The sequence below is a fragment of the Haloterrigena salina JCM 13891 genome (genome assembly GCF_000337495.1).
Classification (GTDB): Archaea; Halobacteriota; Halobacteria; order Halobacteriales; family Natrialbaceae; genus Haloterrigena; species Haloterrigena salina.
Genome location: NZ_AOIS01000036.1, coordinates 17,572 through 35,080, shown reverse-complemented (window position 1 = coordinate 35,080; position 17,509 = coordinate 17,572). Strand labels below are relative to the sequence as shown.

At 67.8% G+C, this 17,509-nt stretch carries 16 protein-coding genes; 1 reads left to right on the top strand and 15 read right to left on the bottom strand.

The window, feature by feature from the left end; translation table 11 throughout:
• Nucleotides 1-11: 11 nt before the first annotated feature.
• The 8 genes from C477_RS09895 to leuB form a co-directional block, all read right to left on the bottom strand.
• Complete coding sequence (locus C477_RS09895) at nt 12-455, bottom strand: PTS fructose transporter subunit IIB (protein ID WP_049914467.1); 444 nt, start codon at nt 453-455, stop codon at nt 12-14.
• A complete protein-coding gene (gene ptsP, locus C477_RS09890) occupies nt 452-2,173 on the bottom strand; it encodes a phosphoenolpyruvate--protein phosphotransferase (RefSeq protein WP_008894339.1) in 1,722 nt (573 codons plus the stop codon). The genes C477_RS09895 and ptsP overlap by 4 nt, the downstream gene beginning before the upstream one ends.
• Before the next feature lie 4 nt (nt 2,174-2,177).
• Entirely contained in the window at nt 2,178-2,471 is a 294-nt protein-coding gene (ptsH1, locus tag C477_RS09885; protein WP_008894338.1) for a phosphocarrier protein HPr, read from the bottom strand.
• A complete protein-coding gene (locus tag C477_RS09880; RefSeq protein ID WP_049914466.1) occupies nt 2,471-2,941 on the bottom strand; it encodes a PTS sugar transporter subunit IIA in 471 nt (156 codons plus the stop codon). The genes ptsH1 and C477_RS09880 overlap by 1 nt, the downstream gene beginning before the upstream one ends.
• Nucleotides 2,942-2,986: 45 nt before the next feature.
• Entirely contained in the window at nt 2,987-4,150 is a 1,164-nt protein-coding gene (locus C477_RS09875) for a PTS fructose transporter subunit IIC (RefSeq protein ID WP_008894336.1), read from the bottom strand.
• Nucleotides 4,151-4,261: 111 nt separating this feature from the next.
• Entirely contained in the window at nt 4,262-5,170 is a 909-nt protein-coding gene (pfkB, locus tag C477_RS09870; RefSeq protein ID WP_008894335.1) for a 1-phosphofructokinase, read from the bottom strand.
• Nucleotides 5,160-5,933: an HTH-type transcriptional regulator GlpR gene (gene glpR, locus C477_RS09865; RefSeq protein ID WP_008894334.1), complete on the bottom strand. Its 774-nt coding sequence runs from the start codon at nt 5,931-5,933 to the stop codon at nt 5,160-5,162. Before glpR ends, pfkB begins: the two co-directional genes overlap by 11 nt.
• A 243-nt stretch (nt 5,934-6,176) precedes the next feature.
• Nucleotides 6,177-7,157, bottom strand: coding sequence for a 3-isopropylmalate dehydrogenase (gene leuB / locus C477_RS09860; protein WP_008894333.1), 981 nt, complete (start codon nt 7,155-7,157; stop codon nt 6,177-6,179).
• Nucleotides 7,158-7,630: 473 nt separating this feature from the next.
• Between leuB and C477_RS09855 the strand changes: the two genes are divergently transcribed.
• Nucleotides 7,631-10,114 carry a glycoside hydrolase family 3 N-terminal domain-containing protein gene (locus tag C477_RS09855; RefSeq protein WP_204366223.1) on the top strand — a complete coding sequence of 828 codons (2,484 nt, stop codon included), beginning with the start codon at nt 7,631-7,633 and terminating at the stop codon, nt 10,112-10,114.
• A gap of 159 nt (nt 10,115-10,273) precedes the next feature.
• Here C477_RS09855 and C477_RS09850 read toward each other — a convergent pair whose 3' ends face one another.
• From C477_RS09850 to ilvB, 7 genes are all read right to left on the bottom strand, one after another.
• Nucleotides 10,274-11,188 (bottom strand): DMT family transporter, encoded by a 915-nt coding sequence (locus C477_RS09850; protein ID WP_008894331.1) that lies wholly within the window; start codon nt 11,186-11,188, stop codon nt 10,274-10,276.
• 239 nt (nt 11,189-11,427) lie between these two features.
• Nucleotides 11,428-12,159 carry a 3-isopropylmalate dehydratase small subunit gene (gene leuD / locus C477_RS09845; RefSeq protein ID WP_008894330.1) on the bottom strand — a complete coding sequence of 244 codons (732 nt, stop codon included), beginning with the start codon at nt 12,157-12,159 and terminating at the stop codon, nt 11,428-11,430.
• Nucleotides 12,156-13,577: a 3-isopropylmalate dehydratase large subunit gene (gene leuC / locus C477_RS09840; protein WP_008894329.1), complete on the bottom strand. Its 1,422-nt coding sequence runs from the start codon at nt 13,575-13,577 to the stop codon at nt 12,156-12,158. Before leuC ends, leuD begins: the two co-directional genes overlap by 4 nt.
• Nucleotides 13,574-13,894, bottom strand: coding sequence for a hypothetical protein (locus C477_RS09835; RefSeq protein ID WP_008894328.1), 321 nt, complete (start codon nt 13,892-13,894; stop codon nt 13,574-13,576). Before C477_RS09835 ends, leuC begins: the two co-directional genes overlap by 4 nt.
• Before the next feature lie 16 nt (nt 13,895-13,910).
• Nucleotides 13,911-14,969: a ketol-acid reductoisomerase gene (gene ilvC, locus C477_RS09830; RefSeq protein ID WP_008894327.1), complete on the bottom strand. Its 1,059-nt coding sequence runs from the start codon at nt 14,967-14,969 to the stop codon at nt 13,911-13,913.
• Nucleotides 14,962-15,627, bottom strand: a complete 666-nt coding sequence (gene ilvN, locus C477_RS09825) for an acetolactate synthase small subunit (protein WP_008894326.1) — start codon at nt 15,625-15,627, stop codon at nt 14,962-14,964. Before ilvN ends, ilvC begins: the two co-directional genes overlap by 8 nt.
• A complete protein-coding gene (gene ilvB / locus C477_RS09820) occupies nt 15,624-17,438 on the bottom strand; it encodes a biosynthetic-type acetolactate synthase large subunit (RefSeq protein WP_008894325.1) in 1,815 nt (604 codons plus the stop codon). The genes ilvN and ilvB overlap by 4 nt, the downstream gene beginning before the upstream one ends.
• Nucleotides 17,439-17,509 lie beyond the last annotated feature (71 nt).

Sequence of the window (17,509 nt, the reverse complement as noted above, 5' to 3'; positions counted from 1 at the left end):
CGTCGCCCCGCTCAGGAGAGGAGTCGTTTGAGTCTGGCGAACAATCCCTTCGAGGGATCGCCGCCCCGGCGCGGCGCGCCCGAATCGGCCGTCTCGGTGCTGGAGTCGGCCGCGTCCGCCGGCTGCGCCGATTCGGCGCTCGACGCCTCGCCGTCGGCCGCCGCGATCGCTCGCTCGAGGAGTTCCTCGACGTCGTTGACGGCGTCTTTCACCGGCGCCGTGACGACCGGTTTCCCCTCGAAGCGATCCTGATTCACCGACGTGTCCGCGGCGATGATCACCGCGTCCGCCTCGGCGATCGCGTCGCTCGAGAGTTCGTTCTCCTGGCCCATGGCGCCCTGAACCTCGACGTCGATCTCGTGGCCGAGATCGGTCGCGGTCTGCTCTAGGTTTTCGGCCGCCATCTGGCTGTGTGCGATACCCGTCGGACAGGACGTTACTGCGACGAATTTCATTGGTCTGTGGTGGTGTTGACGTGCTCGTACACGGTCGTTCTCGTGGCCGCGTCGGTCGCTCGGTTCGCGAGCGCTTCGGCTGTGTCGGTCTCGAGGTCGGCGATCGCGGCCTTCACTTCGGGGATCGTCACGGCGCTCATGCTGAGTTCGTCGAGCCCGAGCCCGACGAGCAGCGGCGCCAGGTCGGGGTCGCCGGCCATCTCGCCGCACATCCCGACCCAGGCGTCGCCGGCGTCGGCGGCCGCGACGGTGCGCTCGATCGCGCGGAGGACGGCCGGCTCACAGGGATCTCGGAGGTCGGCGACGCGCTCGTTCTCCCGGGCGGCGGCCATCACGTACTGCGTGAGGTCGTTCGTGCCGATACTGAGGAAGTCGACGCGCTCGGCCAGCTCGTCGGCGATGAAGGCGGCGCTGGGCGTCTCGATCATCACGCCCAGTTCCGGCCGCTCATGCTCGATCCCCTCGGACTCGAGGTCGGCGGCGACGTCCGCGACCGTCTCGAGGGCCGCCTCGAGCTCCGGCACGGTCGCCACCATCGGGAACATCACCGAGAGCGTCCCCGATTCGGCGGCGGCCGCTCGCAACAGCGCCCGGAGCTGGGTCTCGAAGAGGTCGGCGTCGGGACCGAGCGAGCGGCGGATCCCCCGCTGGCCGAGGAACGGGTTGTCCGCGTCGGGCGTCTCGAGGTAGGGGATCGGCTTGTCGCCGCCGACGTCGAGCGTCCGCACGACGACCCGCCCCTCGGGAAACGCCGCCAGCGCCTCGCGGTAGACCTCGAACTGCTCGTCCTCGTCCGGTGGCGCCTCCCGATCGAGAAAGAGGAACTCGGTCCGGAAGAGGCCGATCCCGTCCGCGCCCTGCGCGACGGCGCCCTCGAGTTCCGCGAGGGTTCCGACGTTGGCCGCGACCTCGACGGAACGTCCGTCGGCCGTCGCGACCGGCTCCTCGCGTATCTCGACGTCGCGACCTGCGGCCGCGCGCTCGCGCTGGTCGGGCGTCGGATCGGCGATCACCGCGCCGTCCTCGCCGTCGACCAGCACGTCGGCGCCGTCGTCGATCGACTCGAGGTCCTCGCCGACGCCGACGACGGCGGGAATCCCCAGCGAGCGGGCGAAGATCGCGGCGTGGGAGGTTCGGCCGCCCTCGATCGTCGCGAAGCCGGCGACGCGCTCGGAATCGAGCTGGGCGGTGTCGCTCGGCGTCAGTCGCTCGGCCAGCAGGATCGAACCGGTCGACAGCGAGGCGAGATCGACGCGATCCGCGTCGGTCAGCAGCCGCAGCAGTCGGTCCCGCACGTCCCGGAGGTCGTCGGCGCGCTCGGCCATCCGGCCGTCCATCCCCTCGAACTGCGCGATCGGGTCCTCGAAGGCGGCGTCGACCGCGTGCTCGGCGGGCAGGCCGTCGTCGACGGCCGCTTCGACGCCGTCGATGATCTGCGGATCGTCGACGAACTGCTTGTGGGCGTCGAACACCGCGGCCTCGTCCTCGCCGACGCGCTCGGCGGTCCGTTCGCGCTCGCGCTCGAGTTCCGCTCGGGCGCGGTCGCGGGCGTCCTCGAACCGTTCGCGTTCGGCGTCCGGATCGACCGCCTCGGCCGCCGGCGGCTCGCCGAGCTCGAGGTCGGCGTTCGGATCGTACCAGACGGCGCTGCCGACGCCGGACAGCGGCGTGACGCCGGTTCCCTCCTGGGCCCGCGGTGCGGACTCGTTGGCGGCCATCGGTTCAGGTCCCCGAACTCGATTCGGCCGCGGACTCGGTCTCGGGCGTCGTGAGCAACTCCTCGAGGTCGTCGAGGGCCGCCTCAGCGTCGTCGCCCTCGGCGATCAGCCGGACGTCCTCGCCGCTGGCGACGCCGAGGCTGGTCACGGCGAGCATGCTCGCCGCGTCGACCGGGTCGTCGCCGTCGACTGGAGCGACCCGCACGTCGGCGTCGAACTCGTTCGCGGTCTCGACGAACTTCGCGGCCGGCCGCGCGTGGAGTCCATCCTCGGGGACCACGGTGACAGTGCGTTCCATCACGCGACCGCCTCCGTGATCGTCTCCTCGATCGCCGCCTTCGAGTCGGCCTCGTGGAGGCGCTCGCGGACGTCGTCGTGCATCAGGGCCCGCGAGAGCGAACTCAGGAGTTCGAGGTGGTCCTCGCCGCCCTCGGCGGGGACCAGCAGCATGAACAGCAGCGTCGCCGGCTCGCCGTCCATCGCGTCGAAGTCGATGCCGGCCGAGGAGCGCGCGAAGACGATAGTCGGCTCGGCGACCGCGTCGGTCTTCGCGTGCGGGATGCCAATTCCCATGCCGACACCGGTCGTCGTCTCCTCCTCGCGGGCGAGCAGCGCCTCGAGGGCCGCCTCGCGGTCAGTGACGCGGCCGGCGTCGACCGCGCGGTCGAGCAGGAACTCGATCGCGGCCGCCTTCTCTGCGGGCGGTTCCTCGAGCGTGATCAGTTCGGGGGTCAGTACGGCGTCGATTGTGGGTTCGGACACAGTCATCGTATGATCGCTATCGTGTTGAACAGTGAGGGTTGCGTTGGGTAGTCAGTCGTTCGTCTGTCCGGAGTCGGTCACGGATTTCGCGGGTTCGGCGCCGGCGACGCGCTCGTGGTAGTCGGGCTTGATCAGCGTGGCGACCGTCGCGGTGACCGCCGTTCCGAGCGCGATGCAGGCGAGGAACAGCAGCGCGCTGCTCGAGAGGATCACGACGAAGATGCCGCCGTGGGGCGCCGGCATCGTCACGCCGAGCCAGAGGGCGGCCGCGCCGGCCGTCGCGCTGCCGAGGACCGCCGACGGAATCACCCGGAGCGGGTCGGCGGCGGCGTAGGGAATCGCCCCTTCCGTGATGAAGGCGAGGCCGAGCGGAACGGCCGCCTTCGCGTTTTCGTACATCTCCGCGGAGTACTTCTGGGGCGCGATGAAGTTCGAGAGCGCGAGGCCAAGCGGCGGGACCATCCCGCCGATCATCACGGCGGCCATCGGCGCGAAGATCTGGTCCGCGACGAGGACGGTCCCGAACACGTACGCGACCTTGTTGATCGGGCCGCCCATGTCGACCGCCATCATCCCGCCGAGGATCGCCCCGAGCAGGATGGCGTTCGACCCCTGCATGCCCTCGAGCGCGGACGTCAGCGCGTCGTCGACCATGGCGATCGGGACGCCGAGTCCGAGGATGACGATCGGGGCGAGCAGCAGCGTCGTGAAGACGGGAATCACGAGGATCGGCATCATCTGGGAGACGACCGACGGCACCGACCACCCCTTCATCCAGCGAGCGACGTAGCCGGCGAGCAGCCCGGCGACGATCGCCCCGAGGAAGCCGGCGGCGGCCCCGTCGGCTTCGAATCCGATGATCAGGCCGGCGGCCTCGATGATCGCCTCCTGCTGGATCGCCCACGAGAGGATGAACCCGGGCGCGAGACCGGGCTTGTCCGCGACCGCGTACGCGATGTACCCGCCTAAGACGGGGATCATAATTGTCAGCCCGAGATCGCCGATCTGGGCCATGTACCACGCGATCGACCCCGTCTCCTCGAACACCGTCTCGGTGTTGCCGGCCGTCCACGGCAGCTCCGCCACCATGAACGCGAGCGCGAGGAAGATCCCGCCGATCGTCACGAACGGGATCATGAACGACACGCCCGTCATCAGATCCTCCTTGACCGAGAGGAGGTGGGCGCGGAGTCGTGATTCTACATCGTTTTCCATGCTATCTCTGCCGCAGTTCTTCGACAGCGGCTGCAAAAGTGGTTTCGAATATGTTTGTTTTAGACTGAATTTATTCGAAATATGGTTGCGATCGGATATTCGGGGCGGCGATCAGTATGCGGAGACGCTGATCGACTCGCGTTCGTCCCGGAGCCCCGTCAGTGACGGCGCTCGCGTCCCCGACACCGAGACCACCCGGGAGGCGACGGCGACGCCCGATCTGAGCGCGACCGCGTCCGATTCCTGGCGGGCCCGAGCGGCGAGCACGCCCGACAGTAGGGCGTCGCCCGCTCCGACGGTGTCGACCACGTCGACGTCCGCCGCCGGCGCGTGCAGCGTTCGGTCGGGCGTCGCCATGATCGCGCCGTCGGCGCCCAGGGACGCGACGACGCGCTCGAATCCGGCGGTCTGTAGCTCCTCGGCGGCCGCGATCGCCGACTGCACGTCGTCCACGCGCCGTCCCGTCGCCGCCGCGAGCTCATCGTGATTGGGTTTGCAGAGTGCGTACTCGGCCTCGAGGTCGGCGAGGGTCGCCCCGCCGACGTCGACGACCGTCTCCCAGGAGCCGGCCGCGGCCAGACGGTCGATCGTCTCGGGACCGGTCCCCGGCGGCAGGCTCCCGGCGATCACGACCGTCTCGGGATCGTATCTCTGGAGCGTGTCGACGATCTCCTCGACCGCAGACGGGGCGACCTGCGGTCCGTTCTGGTTGATCTTGTACTCCCCGTCGGGGCCGAGGAGGGTGGTGTTGAGCCGCGTCTCGCCGTCGATCTCGACGAAGTCGGCGTCGATCGCCGCCGCGGAGAGTCGTTCGAGGAGCGAGCGCCCGAGGAAGCCGCCGACGACGCCGGTCGCGACGGTCTCGACGCCGAGTTCGGTCAGGTACTTCGAGACGTTGATCCCCTTGCCGCCCGCGTCGTAGCGGTGCTCGTCGGAGCGGGCGACGGCCCCCTCGGTCAGCGGTTCGGAGAGTTCGACCGTGTAGTCGACGGCCGGATTGAGCGTCACGCTAGCGATCATCCGGCACCTCCACGCCGACGGTCACGTCGGCCGCGGCGCAGGCCTCGCCGATCTCGCCGGTCGGTTCCGCGTCGGTCACCAGCACGTCCACGTCGGACAGCGACGCGAACTCGACGAAGCTCCGCTCGCCGAATTTGGTCTCGTCCGTGACGAGGACGACCCGCTCGGCGCGCTCGACCATCAGCTCCTTGATCCGGGCCTCGTCCTCGTTCGGCGTCGTCAGGCTCCCGTCGCCGGCGATGCCGTTCGTCCCCAGAAAGAGCAGGTCGAAGTTCGTCCGATCCATGAACGCCTCCGCGCTGGGACCGACGAGCGCCCGCGTCCGGTGGCGGAGCGTCCCGCCGGTGAGCTTGACGTCGTCGGCGTTCTTCCCGAGTTCGAGCGCCAGCAGGGGCGAGTTCGTCACCGGAATGAACGCCGTGTCGGTCGGCGCCCGCTTTGCGACCTGCATCGTCGTCGTCCCCGAGTCGAAGAAGACGACCTGCCCGTCGTGGATCTCCGTCGCGGCGCGCTCGCCGATCGCGGTCTTCGCCTCGAGATTCTGGACTTCCTTCTGGACGTACGTCTGCTCGCGTCCGACCGCCGTCACCGGGACGGCACCGCCGTGGGATCGCTCGACGAGACGCTCCTCCTCGAGGGCGTCGAGATCCCGCCGGATAGTCGCCTTCGAGACGTCGAGTTCGGCGGACAGCTCCTCGACAGAGCAACCGTCTCGCTCCGACACGAGTTCGACGATCGTCCGTTTGCGCTGTTCGGGTAACATGAGCCTGGGTGGTCTTCCGATCAACCTGCGTCCTGCACGGTTTTATTTGTTTATGCCGGAATTCGTGATCGTTTCTGACCGTAGGGGACGAACACAACGCGAACCGGCAACAATCTAGTGACTTTCGACACCAAATTCCCGTCTCGAGCGTTCGAAACGGCGACGAACCGTACTACAGAAACGAAAGTCAGTCTGCAAAGAACGAAGGAACGCTCGATCGAGCGTCCGCGACCCGAGCGCCGGTTACAGTCGTTCGATGATTGCGTCAGTCACGTCCTCGGTCGACGCGTCGCCGCCCAGATCGGGCGTCCGTGGCCCGTTCTCGAGGGTGTCCTCGACGGCCGCGTGGACGCGGTCGCTCTCCTCGTCGTAGCCGAGGTACTCGAGCAGCATGGCGGCGGAGACGATCGTCGCGGCCGGGTTCGCGACGCCCTCGCCGGCGATGTCGGGCGCGGTGCCGTGGACGGGTTCGAACAGGCCGCGCTCGGGACCGACGTTGGCCGAGGGCAGGAGGCCGAGCCCGCCGACCAGCCCCGCGGCGAGATCCGAGAGCACGTCGCCCGCGAGGTTCGGGCAGACGACGACGTCGAACTGCTCGGGGTCGAGGCAGACGCGCGTCGCGAAGGCGTCCATCAGCACCTCGTCGGTCTCGACGCCCTTCTCGTCGGCGACGGAGTTGACGGTGTCGCGGAAGAGGCCGTCCGTCTCGCGCATGACGTTTGCCTTGTGGGCGATGGTGAAGCCGTCGTGGTCGCCGTCTTCGACGTAGTCGCAGGCGAACTCGGCGAGTCGCTCCGAGGCCGATTCGGTGACGACGCGAGTCAGCGTCGAGACGTCCTGGGTTAGCCGGTCCTCGATCCCCGAGTAGACGCCCTCCGTGTTCTCGCGGAGGAAGACCAGATCCGTCTCGGGTCGGACGGCGTCGATGCCGGGGTAGGCCTTCGCGGGGCGGATATTGACGAAGGAGTCGACGGCCGTCCGGAGCGGCAGGATGACGTCGGCCGCGGTCTCACCGGCCGCGCCGAACAGCGTCGCGTCGGCCGACGCCGCCAGATCGTAGGTCTCCTGGGGCAGCGCCTCGCCGGTCTCTTCTTTCACCGCGTCGCCCGCGTCCGCTTCGGTGAACTTGAAGTCGATCTCGAGGGACTCGAGCACGTCGACCGCGGCGGGAGTGACTTCCTGTCCGATTCCGTCGCCCGGGATGACGGCAATCTCGTGAGTCATGGCAGATAGTCTCTGGCCGGCCGAAAAGAGGGTATCGATACCGCGACCCGGGGCGGCGCTGACAATCGGTGCTTCGGACGACGGTCCCCGACCCGCCCGCCGCGCATTCGATCCGGACTCGGACTCATGCTGAAGCGGACCACGGCGACGCGTCCTCGTCGCCCGAACCGCGCGCGGCGCGGTTCGCAGGATATCGAACGTCCGTTCGTGTCACCGGAGTATCGAATCTAGTCGAATTAACTACCTATCAAGTTAAATAATGGATCGGATCGGTCGTTACTTCCTGAATAGTGTCAACACTGCCCAATCTACCGTGAATATTTATTAACATCTTTGTAAATGATCGTGCCTGAACTATGAGTAAGGATAATCGGTCTCGGTCGGAATCGGGACTTACCAGACGAACCGCACTGAAAACCGGCGCCCTGGCATCGGTAGGGCTGTCCCTCGGAGTGATCGGTACGGGGAGTGCCGTGTCCGGGGAGGACGATCCGGCATCGATCGTCGAGGAAATGACACTCGAGGAGAAGGTGAGTCGAACGCACGGCGCCGACGGCGGCCCGGAGGGAATCGCCGGCTATCTGCAGGGTATCGAACGGCTCGATGTCCCCGGAATGGGGATGGCGGACTCACCGGCCGGCGTCGTCGCCGCCGACCCCGCGACGGACTTTCCGCATCCGATCGCGGCGGCGGCGACGTTCGATCCGACGCTGATCGAATCGGAGGGGCGAGCGATCGCCCGCGAGGCGAAGGCCCTCGACGTGTCGGTGCTCCTCGGGCCGTCGATGGACACCTTCAGAGTCCCGCTGCACAGCCGCGCCGGCGAGACCTACGGCGAGGATCCCTACCTCGCCTCGAGGATGGCCGCGGCGTACACCGGCGCCGTGCAGTCCGAGGGGGTCGTCGCGACGCTGAAACACTTCGTCGCGTACAACCAGACGCGGGCGACGGGCGACGTCTACGACTACTTTTCGACGTCGGAACACGACGTGCGCGTCGGCGAACGGGCGCTCCGCGAGATCTACCTCCCGCCGTTCGAGGCCGGCGTCAGGGAGGGCGACGCCGGTGCGGTCATGCCGGCGTACAACCGGATCAACGGGACCTTCTCCTCGGAACACCGCGAGCTGCTGACCGGCGTACTCAGAGCGGAGTGGGGATTCGACGGGTTCGTCGTTTCGGACTGGGGCGGAACTCACAGCACGGTCGACGCCGCCGAGGCCGGACTCGACGTGGAGATGCCGAGCGCGGAGTACTTCGGGGAGACGCTGGCGGAAGCCGTGGCGGCCGGCGATATCGACGAGTCCGTCGTCGACGAGATGGCTCGCCGCACGCTGACGTCGCAGGCCGAGATCGGCGCGCTCGAGGACGACCGGATCGGAAGCGAGCCCGCCCGCGGCACCGACGAGCATTTCGAACTCGCCGAGCGGATGGCCGAAGAGGGGACGGTGCTCCTGAAAAACGAGTCCGACGTCCTCCCGTTAGACGAGCGCGAGGTCGACGAGATCGCGCTCGTCGGCCCGTCTCCGGAGGAGTTCAAGTACAACGTCGGTGGGAGCGACGCCGTCCCGGCCATCCGCCGTCGCGGCCCCGTTGACGGTATCAAAGCGGTCGTCGGGAAGGAGGTCGACGTGACGGCCGTCGGGACGGACCGTCGAGAGCTCGTCGAAGCCGACGACGGGTTCGCCTACGAGTACTACGACGGCGACGACGTCGACGGCGAACCGACCGAGACCGGGTCGGTCTCGGCCGTCGACTTCGACGGCGACGCCGGGACCGCCGTCTGGGAAGGGACGGTTACCGCGCCCGAATCGGGATCGTTCGGGTTCGCGCTCACCAGCCAGGGCGAGAGTACGCTGTTCCTCGATGGCGACGTCGTAACGGAGAACCTAGGCGGTGGATTCGCCGGCCCGAACACCGTCCGAATCGCGGTCGACCTCGAGGAGGGTGTCGAATACGACGTCCGCGTCGAAGCGGTCGGCGGCTCACCAGTGCGACTCGAGTGGAACCCGCCGAGCGCGCTCGACGACGCGGTCGCGGCCGCCGGCGACGCCGACGCGGCCGTCGTGCTCGCGCAGTCGAACACCGACTACGGCGACGACCGCGTCCAGTTCGGACTCCCGAGCAACCAGAACGCGCTCGTCGAGCGCGTCGCCGACGCGAACGAGGAGACCGTCGTCCTCCTCAACACCGAATCGCCGGTCGCGATGCCGTGGGTCGATTCGGTCCCGTCGATCCTCCAGCTCTGGTTCCCCGGCCAGGAGGCCGGCACCGCCGTCGGGAAGCTCCTGTTCGGACGGACGACGCCGTCCGGAAAGTCGCCGGTGACGTTCGCACGGAACCTCGAGGACTACCTCCCCGGCGAAATCGACGTCGTCCCCAACGACGCGCGGGCGTACCCCGGCATCGACGGAACGGTGTACTACGACGAGGGCGTCTTCGTCGGCTACCGTCACTTCGACGAACGCGACGTCGAGCCGCTGTTCCCCTTCGGACACGGCGAGTCGTACGCCGAGTTCGCCTACTCGGACCTCGAGCTGGCGGCGGACGACGACGGCCTCGACGTCTCCCTCACCGTCGCGAACGACGGCGACTACGGCGGGAGAGAGGCCGTCCAGCTGTACGTCAGTGACGTCGACGCGAGCGTCGATCGCCCGCAGCGAGAGCTCGCCGCGATCGAGAAGGTCGCCGTCGACGCCGGCGAGAGCGAACGGGTGACGCTCCGCGTCAACCGCGACAACCTCGCGTTCTACGACGCCGACGACGGCGAGTGGGTCGTCGAACCCGGCGCGTTCGAAGTCGCCGTCGGTCGGTCGTCTCGCGATCTCCGCCTCGAGGGCTCTTTCGAGGTCGACGAGGAGCTGGCGACCGTCCTCGAGGAAGAGAAGGGAGGCAACGAACGACGGAAACGACGAGGAAGTGACGGACGACACCGACGACCGAAACGACACGGACGATGACACCGATGCGGACGACGGCACCCCGAATTCGGCATCCCGGCCGGAATCGCGGGTACGGTCGGCGGATTACTGGCTGCCAAGCGGACCGTCGGCTCGACCGAGGACGGGGCCGCCGAGGAGTAGTCGGCCGTCACCGTGCGGACCGTCGCAGTCGGGTCGTCACGGCGTACCAATTCCCGTCGAGAGCCCCACCGCGTCGGCGATGGTTCGGCGCTTGAGCAGGGCGAAGCCGACCGCGACGAGCGCGAAGCCGGCGATCGTCAGCGCGCCGATCGACTCGCCGAGCAGGACGACGCCCGCGACGGTCGCGACGATCGGCACCAGGTAGCCGATCAGCGCCGCCTCGAACGCGCCGTGTTCCTCGAGGATCGTGAAGTAGATCATAAAGGCGACGGCGGTCGCGAAGATCCCGAGGTAGAGCAGGGCGGTCAGCGAGACGGGACCGATCGCGGCGGCGCCGGGTCCCTCGCCCCGGCCGAGGCTGACGGCGTGGAGGACGAGGCCGCCGACGAGCATTGACCAGCCGACCAGCGGCAGCTGCTCGAGGGTCGGGCCGGCCCGCTGGATCAGGACGCCGCCGAGCGCGACGCTACAGACCTGCCCGACGATGAGCAGCCGCGCGCCGGTGTCGCCCGCGAGGAGGTTTCCGGGATCGGGCTGGACGACCAGCCCGACGCCGAAGAAACCGACGGCGGCGCCGACGGCCCCGAGCCCCGAGAGCCGCTCGCCCAGCAGCGGGATCGCCCACAGCGCGGTCAGGATTGGCACCAGCCCCTGCAGGATCGCGGCGACGCCGCTGGGGACCGTCTGCTGGCCGAGGAAGAGCAGCCCGTTCCCCGCGATGAGGAAGACGCCGCCGCCCGCGACCGCCGCGAGGTCGTTCCGGGCGGTCGGTCGCCACTTCTCGACGCGGACGGCGGCCGCCGTCAGCAACAGGACGGCGGCGATATCGTACCGGGCGGCCGCGAAGAGCAACGGCGGGAGCGACTCGAGGCCGACCGAAATCGCCGGAAAGGAGAACCCCCACAGCACGGCCAAGGACAGAAACATCGCGATATCACGGTTCCGAGACATACCTGTCGTTGCGGACTGGCGCCGAAAGCGGTAGCGATGTCGGCACGGACCTGCCGCTGCCGGTGTGATAGCGAATCGCTCGGGCCAGGTGGCGAACCGCTCGAGGGAGCGATCGAATCGCCCCGAATTCGAACGCTCGAGCGACGGCGAACGCACCGGACGTGCGAACGGGAGATCGCGATGTCTCTAGCTACGGTTTCAGTGAACGGAAAACGGCGAACGAGAGTGATTCGAGCGCGTTACTCGGCTTCGGGAATCGCCGCGTCCTCGACGTAGGGAAGCTCCGCGGCCTTCTTCCGCACTTCTCCGGCGTTGGACTTCATCAGCGCCGTCGTGTCCCAGACACCCTCGACGAGCGCCTTGCGCTGGGCGTCGTCGACGGTGACGTCGATCGTGGTGTCGCCGTAGGTGACCTCCTCGGCCTCGACGTCGATGTCGATCTCGCCGTCGGGGTTCTCGTCGACCCAGTCCTGGAGATCCTGGATCGTCTCGCTGTCGGCCGTGACGGTCGGGATTCCGAGGGCCAGACAGTTGCCAGCGAAAATCTCGGCGAAGCTCTCGCCGATGATCGCGTCGATCCCCCAGCGCATCAGGGCCTGGGGCGCGTGCTCGCGCGAGGAGCCACAGCCGAAGTTGCTGTTGACTACCATCACCGAGGAGTCCTGGAATCGGTCCTCGTTCATCGGGTGGTCCTTGGGGTTGTCGTCGTCGTCGAACCGGACGTCGAAGAACGCGAACTCGCCCAGTCCGTCGAAGGTGACGACCTTCATGAACCGCGCCGGGATGATCTGGTCGGTGTCGATGTCGTTGCCCCGAATCGGGACGCCCGAGCCGGAGACGTGGGTGACCTCGGGAATCTCGACTTCGTCGCCGCCGTCGGTTCGGATCTCCCGAACCTCGGCGTCGCTCGCGGGTCGTTCCTCCCCGCTCGCGCGTTCCGAGGACTCGCTTCGCTCATCCTCGCGGCTCATGCCGCGGTCACCTCTTTCAGATCACGTACGTCAGAGACTTCCCCGGTGACCGCCGCCGCGGCGACCATCTGCGGGTTCATCAGGACGGTTCGACCGTCCTTCGAGCCCTGTCGGCCGACGAAGTTCCGGTTCGACGAGGAGGCGCTGGCCTCGTCGCCCTCGAGTTGGTCCTCGTTCATGCCGAGACACATCGAACAGCCGGCGTTTCGCCACTCGAAACCGGCCTCCTCGAAGATGTCTTTCAGTCCTTCCTCCTTTGCGGCTTCCTGAACGCGCTGGCTGCCGGGGACGACCAGTGCGCGGACGTCATCGTCGACCTGCCGTCCCTCGACGATCTCGGCGGCACGTCGCAGGTCGGGCAGGCGTGCGTTCGTACAGGAACCGAGGAAGGCGACGTCGATGTCGTAGCCCTCCATCGTGTCGCCGGGTTCGACGCGCATGTGTTCCTGGGCGCGCCGGGCCGTATCCTGTTTGTCTTCGGGCAGGTCCTCGGGAGCCGGAATCGGCTCGGTGACGCCGACGCCCTGGCCGGGCGTGGTCCCCCAGGTGACGACCGGCTCGAGTTCGTTCGCGTCGATGTGGACGACGTCGTCGTACTCTGCCGTCTCGTCGCTCCGGATCGACTCCCAGTACGGTTTGAGTTCCTCGAACTTCTCCGGGTTCTCCTGGAAGTAGTCCGTCTCCTCGAGCCACTCGTAGGTGGTCTCGTCGGGGTTGACGTAGCCCGCGCGGGCGCCGCCCTCAATCGACATGTTACAGATCGACATGCGACCTTCCATGCCGAGGCTCTCGATGGCCTCGCCGGCGTACTCGTAGACGTAGCCGACGCCGCCCTCGGTGCCCAGACGACGGATGATCTCGAGGATGATGTCCTTGGCCTCGACGCCGTCGCCGAGTTCGCCGTCGACCTGGATCTTGCGGACCTTCTGTTTCTCCATCGCGACGGTGCCCGTCGCGAGCACGTCGCGGATCTGGGAGGTCCCAATCCCGAACGCGAGCGCGCCGAAGGCGCCGTGGGTGGAGGTGTGGCTGTCGCCACAGACGATCGTCTTGCCGGGCTGGGTCAGTCCCTGCTCCGGTCCGATGACGTGGACGATCCCCTGATCGCCCGTCGTCGGGTCCGAAAAGTCGATGCCCGCCTCGCGGACGTTCTCCTCGAGTTCGGCCATCATCTCTTCGGCCGCGTCCTCCTCGTAGGGTCGGGACTGATCGGCCGTCGGGACGATGTGATCGACCGTCGCGTGGGTCAGTTCGGGGTAGGCGACCTCGAGGTCGCGCTCGCGGAGCATCCCGAACGCCTGCGGACTCGTGACCTCGTGGATGAGGTGGAGTCCGACGAACAGCTGATCCTGTCCCGTCGGCAGCGTGGTGACTTTGTGTCGATCCCAGACCTTGTCGTACAGTGTGCCCTCGCTCATTCCTCGTCCTCTACGGGGTGGTCCCGTCCGCGCTCGAAGACGCGGTTCGCGTCTTCGGCGTCCTGTGGCGGCGTATGATCCACGTCCGCCATCGTGTCGTTCGATCGCTCGTCCGTGCGTTCACTCGAGCCGGTCGCGTCTCGCTCGCTTCCGGAAGACCCGCGGCCTTCCGTCGTTCGCCTCGTTTCGCTCGGCTCACCGCCGTCGGCGACGACCGTCGGCCCGCGACTGAACAGCCGACCGACCGTCTCCCCCGTGTAGGGGTTGGTGTGGCTGACGTCGGCCATCGTCTCGGATGTCGTTTCGTTCTCGTTCATTGGTGGTGTCCTGTCGTTAGTCGTCCGCCTGCACCTGGACGGACTCGTCTTCGTCTTCCGCTTGCTCTTCCTCCTCGGCCCAGGCGAACAGGTCGCGCAGTCGGCCGCCGACCTCCTCGATGTCGTGTTCCTGCTCGGCCTGTCGAAGCTGGCTGTAGCTGGGTCGACCGGCCTGGTTCTCGACGATCCACTCGCGCGTGAACTCGCCGTTCTGGACCTCCTCGAGGACCTCTTCCATGTTCTCACGAACCGACTCGTCGACGATCCGGTCGCCGCGGGTGAGCCCGCCGTACTCGGCGGTGTCGGAGACGGAGTTCCACATCTCCATGTTCCCGCCTTCGTACATCAGGTCGACGATCAGTTTGAGCTCGTTGAGACACTCGAAGTAGGCAATCTCCGGCGAGTAGCCCGCGTCGACGAGCGTCTCGTAGCCGTGTTTGACCAGCGAGGTGACGCCGCCACAGAGGACGGCCTGCTCGCCGAAGAGGTCCGACTCGACCTCCTCCTGGAACGTCGTCTCGATGACGCCGGCGCGCGTGCAGCCGATCCCCTTCGCGTAGGCGAGCGCGCGTTCCTCGGCGTCGCCGGTGGTGTCCTGGTAGATCGCCAGCAGGCCGGGGGTCCCCTCGTCGTTCTCGTAGTTCCGGCGGACGAGGTGGCCCGGGCTCTTCGGCGCGACCATCGTCACGTCGACGCCCTCGGGGGGCTGGATCTGGTTGTAGTGGATGTTCAGCCCGTGGGCGAACTGCAGCGTGTCCCCCGCCTCGAGGTTGGGTTCGATGGCGTTCTCGTAGACGTCCGACTGGACGGTGTCAGGCACCAGCACGGAGACGTAGGAGGCCTGGGCGACGGCGTCGGCCGGCGTCGCGACCTCGAGACCGTCGGCTTCGGCGGCCGAGCGCGAGGACGACCCCTCGCGGAGGCCGACGACCACGTCGACCCCGCTGTCGTGGAGGTTCAGCGCGTGGGCGTGGCCCTGGCTGCCGTAGCCAAGCACAGCCACGGTCTCGTCGTCGAGCGTCGATACCTCTGCGTCGTCGTCGTAGTAGATGTCGGTGGTGAATTCGTCAGTCATCGTTTGCTGTCTGGTATGGTTCGTCGCGGTTCGCCTCGGTGGCGGTCGATTCAGTCGCGTTCGCGGCTGCCGCGGTCTCCTCGGTGCCGCGAGCGAGCGCCGTCGTCCCGGTTCGGGAGATTTCCCGGATCCCGAACTGGCCGAACGTGTCGATCGCTGCCTCGATCTTCTGGCGCGCGCCCGTGATCTCGAAGGTCGCCGTCTCGGTACTCGAGTCGACGGTCGTCGCGTCGTACATGTCCGCGACGGCGCTGACCTGTGCGGGATCCTCGGCGTCGACCTTGATCAACGCCAGCTCCCGCTGCATCGCGTCGGGCTCGAGTTCGCGCACCGAGATCACCGGCACGAGCTTGCGCAGCTGTTTCTTGATCTGGTCGATGCCCGGATCGGGCTCCTCGACGACGACCGTGATCCGCGCGCGGTCCTCGTCTTTCGTCGGCCCGACGGTCAGGCTCTCGATGTTGAACTGTCGCCTCGAGAACAGCCCCGAGACGTCCGAGAGCACGCCGGGCTCGTGGGCGACCAGCGCGGAGATCACGGTACGCCGGGGCTCGTGGGTCGCTTCAACCTCGGGGTCGATGCGAATGCCCTGCTTGTTGCGTCGACCCGCGGGGGTCGGTCGGTCCTCCGGCGGTGGTCCTTCTAATCCGCGCTTCATAGCTGATCCTCCGTCAGTGCGAACTGTCCGTTGTCGCCGCCGCTCGGAACCATCGGGAAGACGTTGGCCTCGGGATCGATGTGGACGTCGATCACCGAGGGGCCGTCGTAGGAAAGCGCCTCCTCGATGGTGTCGGCGACCTCGTCGTAGTCGTCGATGCGGAAGCCGGCCGCGCCGAAGGCCTCGGCGAGCTTGTCGAACTCGGGCATCCAGTGGTAGTCCGACGCGGAGTGGCGGCCCTCGAAGAAGGCGTCCTGCCACTGTCGGACCATCCCGATGTACTCGTTGTTGAGCACGGCGACCGTGATGTCCAGGTTCTCGCGGACCGCGACCGAGAGACCCTGCAGCGTCATCAGGAACGAGCCGTCGCCGTCGAAACAGACGACGTCCTGATCGTCGTCGGCCGCGATTCGGGCGCCGATCGCCGCCGGCAGCCCGTAGCCCATCGTCCCGAGTCCGTGACTCGAGACCCACGTTCGGGGCTCGGTGTAGGTCCAGTACTGGCAGGCCCACATCTGGTGTTGGCCGACGCCGGTCGTCACGATGGTGTCGTCGTCGGTCGCCTCGTCTAAGGCTTCGACGACGAACTCCGGCTGGAGCGGCTCGTCCTCGGGCGCGTCGTAGGCCATCGAGTAGTCGGACTTCCACTGCTGGCACTGCGCGCGCCATTTCGTGGCCTCGGGCGACTCGTCGACCGCCTCGGCCAGCTGTTCGACGACGGTCGCGGCGTCGCCGATCAGCGGGTAGTCCGCGTGAATGTTCTTCGAGATCTCCGCGGGGTCGATGTCGACGTGGATGAGCTCCGCGTCGGGCGCGAAGGTCTCGATGCCGCCGGTCAGGCGGTCGTCGAACCGCGTCCCGATCCCGATCAGCGTGTCGCAGTGGGTGATCGCCATGTTGGCGTAGCCGGTGCCGTGCATCCCCGCCATCTCCAACGAGAGCTCGTGATCCTCGGGGAAGGCACCGATGCCGGGCATCGTGGTGATGACCGGAATCTCGTGTTCGATGGCGAACTCGCGGCAGGCCTCGCTGGCCTCGCCCTTGATGACGCCGCCGCCCAGCAGCATGGCGGGCCTGTTCGAGTTCTCGATGCGTTCGGCCGCGGCCGCGACGATCTCCTCGTCGGCTCGCTCCTGGACCTCGTAGGTCTCGGGCACCGACGGCGCGTCGGGCTCCCGGTCGGTCTCGCCGTTGGTCACGTCCTTGGGCAGGTCGACTAGCGTCGGGCCCGGTCGGCCCTCGCTGGCGAGGGCGAACGCCTCGCTGACGTCGCTGCCGACGGTGTCCGAGTGGCTCGAGAAGGTGTTATCCTTCGTGACCGGCGTCGTGACGCCCGTCGTATCGGTCTCCTGGAAGGCGTCGTTGCCGACGAGCTCCGTCGGCACCTGGCCCGTCAGGGCCATCATCGGATCCGAGTCCATGTCGGCGTCGGCCAGCCCCGTGACGAGGTTGGTCGCGCCCGGCCCGGAGGTCGCCAGGCAGATCCCCGGCTTCCCCGAGACGATGCCGTAGGCGTCGGCCGCGTGGGCCGCGCCCTGCTCGTGGGCCATCGTCACGTGGTAGATCTCCGAGTCGTAGAGGGCGTCGTAGACGGGCATGATCGCCCCGCCCTGCACGCCGAAGGCGTGTTCGACGCCCGCGTTTTCTAGCGCGCGGACGACCGCTTCGGCACCGCTGGTGACGGGCTCCGGCGTCGTCTCCGACTCGGCGTCGATCTCCTGGGCCGCGTCCGGAGCCGCGCTGTCGGTGATCTGGTCGTCGTCCTGTTCCTCCTCGTCTGCCGGTGTGACCTTTGCTGCGCGTTCGCTCATCGATTACCTCCCGCCGCGTGGCGGCTGTCGATCGCTGTGGATGTCGGGTATGCTGTCATCTGCTGGATTTG

Excerpts from the sequence above, each read along its gene's own strand:
- leuB (WP_008894333.1), bottom strand. The coding sequence starts at position 7,157 with ATGACTCACGAGATTGCCGTCATCCCGGGCGACGGAATCGGACAGGAA.
- C477_RS09835 (WP_008894328.1), bottom strand. The coding sequence starts at position 13,894 with ATGAACGAGAACGAAACGACATCCGAGACGATGGCCGACGTCAGCCAC.
- leuC (WP_008894329.1), bottom strand. The coding sequence starts at position 13,577 with ATGAGCGAGGGCACACTGTACGACAAGGTCTGGGATCGACACAAAGTC.
- C477_RS09880 (WP_049914466.1), bottom strand. The coding sequence starts at position 2,941 with ATGACTGTGTCCGAACCCACAATCGACGCCGTACTGACCCCCGAACTG.
- pfkB (WP_008894335.1), bottom strand. The coding sequence starts at position 5,170 with ATGATCGCTAGCGTGACGCTCAATCCGGCCGTCGACTACACGGTCGAA.
- leuD (WP_008894330.1), bottom strand. The coding sequence starts at position 12,159 with ATGAGCCGCGAGGATGAGCGAAGCGAGTCCTCGGAACGCGCGAGCGGG.
- ilvC (WP_008894327.1), bottom strand. The coding sequence starts at position 14,969 with ATGACTGACGAATTCACCACCGACATCTACTACGACGACGACGCAGAG.
- glpR (WP_008894334.1), bottom strand. The coding sequence starts at position 5,933 with ATGTTACCCGAACAGCGCAAACGGACGATCGTCGAACTCGTGTCGGAG.
- C477_RS09895 (WP_049914467.1), bottom strand. The coding sequence starts at position 455 with ATGAAATTCGTCGCAGTAACGTCCTGTCCGACGGGTATCGCACACAGC.
- ptsP (WP_008894339.1), bottom strand. The coding sequence starts at position 2,173 with ATGGCCGCCAACGAGTCCGCACCGCGGGCCCAGGAGGGAACCGGCGTC.
- C477_RS09850 (WP_008894331.1), bottom strand. The coding sequence starts at position 11,188 with ATGTCTCGGAACCGTGATATCGCGATGTTTCTGTCCTTGGCCGTGCTG.
- ptsH1 (WP_008894338.1), bottom strand. The coding sequence starts at position 2,471 with ATGGAACGCACTGTCACCGTGGTCCCCGAGGATGGACTCCACGCGCGG.
- ilvB (WP_008894325.1), bottom strand. The coding sequence starts at position 17,438 with ATGAGCGAACGCGCAGCAAAGGTCACACCGGCAGACGAGGAGGAACAG.
- ilvN (WP_008894326.1), bottom strand. The coding sequence starts at position 15,627 with ATGAAGCGCGGATTAGAAGGACCACCGCCGGAGGACCGACCGACCCCC.
- C477_RS09875 (WP_008894336.1), bottom strand. The coding sequence starts at position 4,150 with ATGGAAAACGATGTAGAATCACGACTCCGCGCCCACCTCCTCTCGGTC.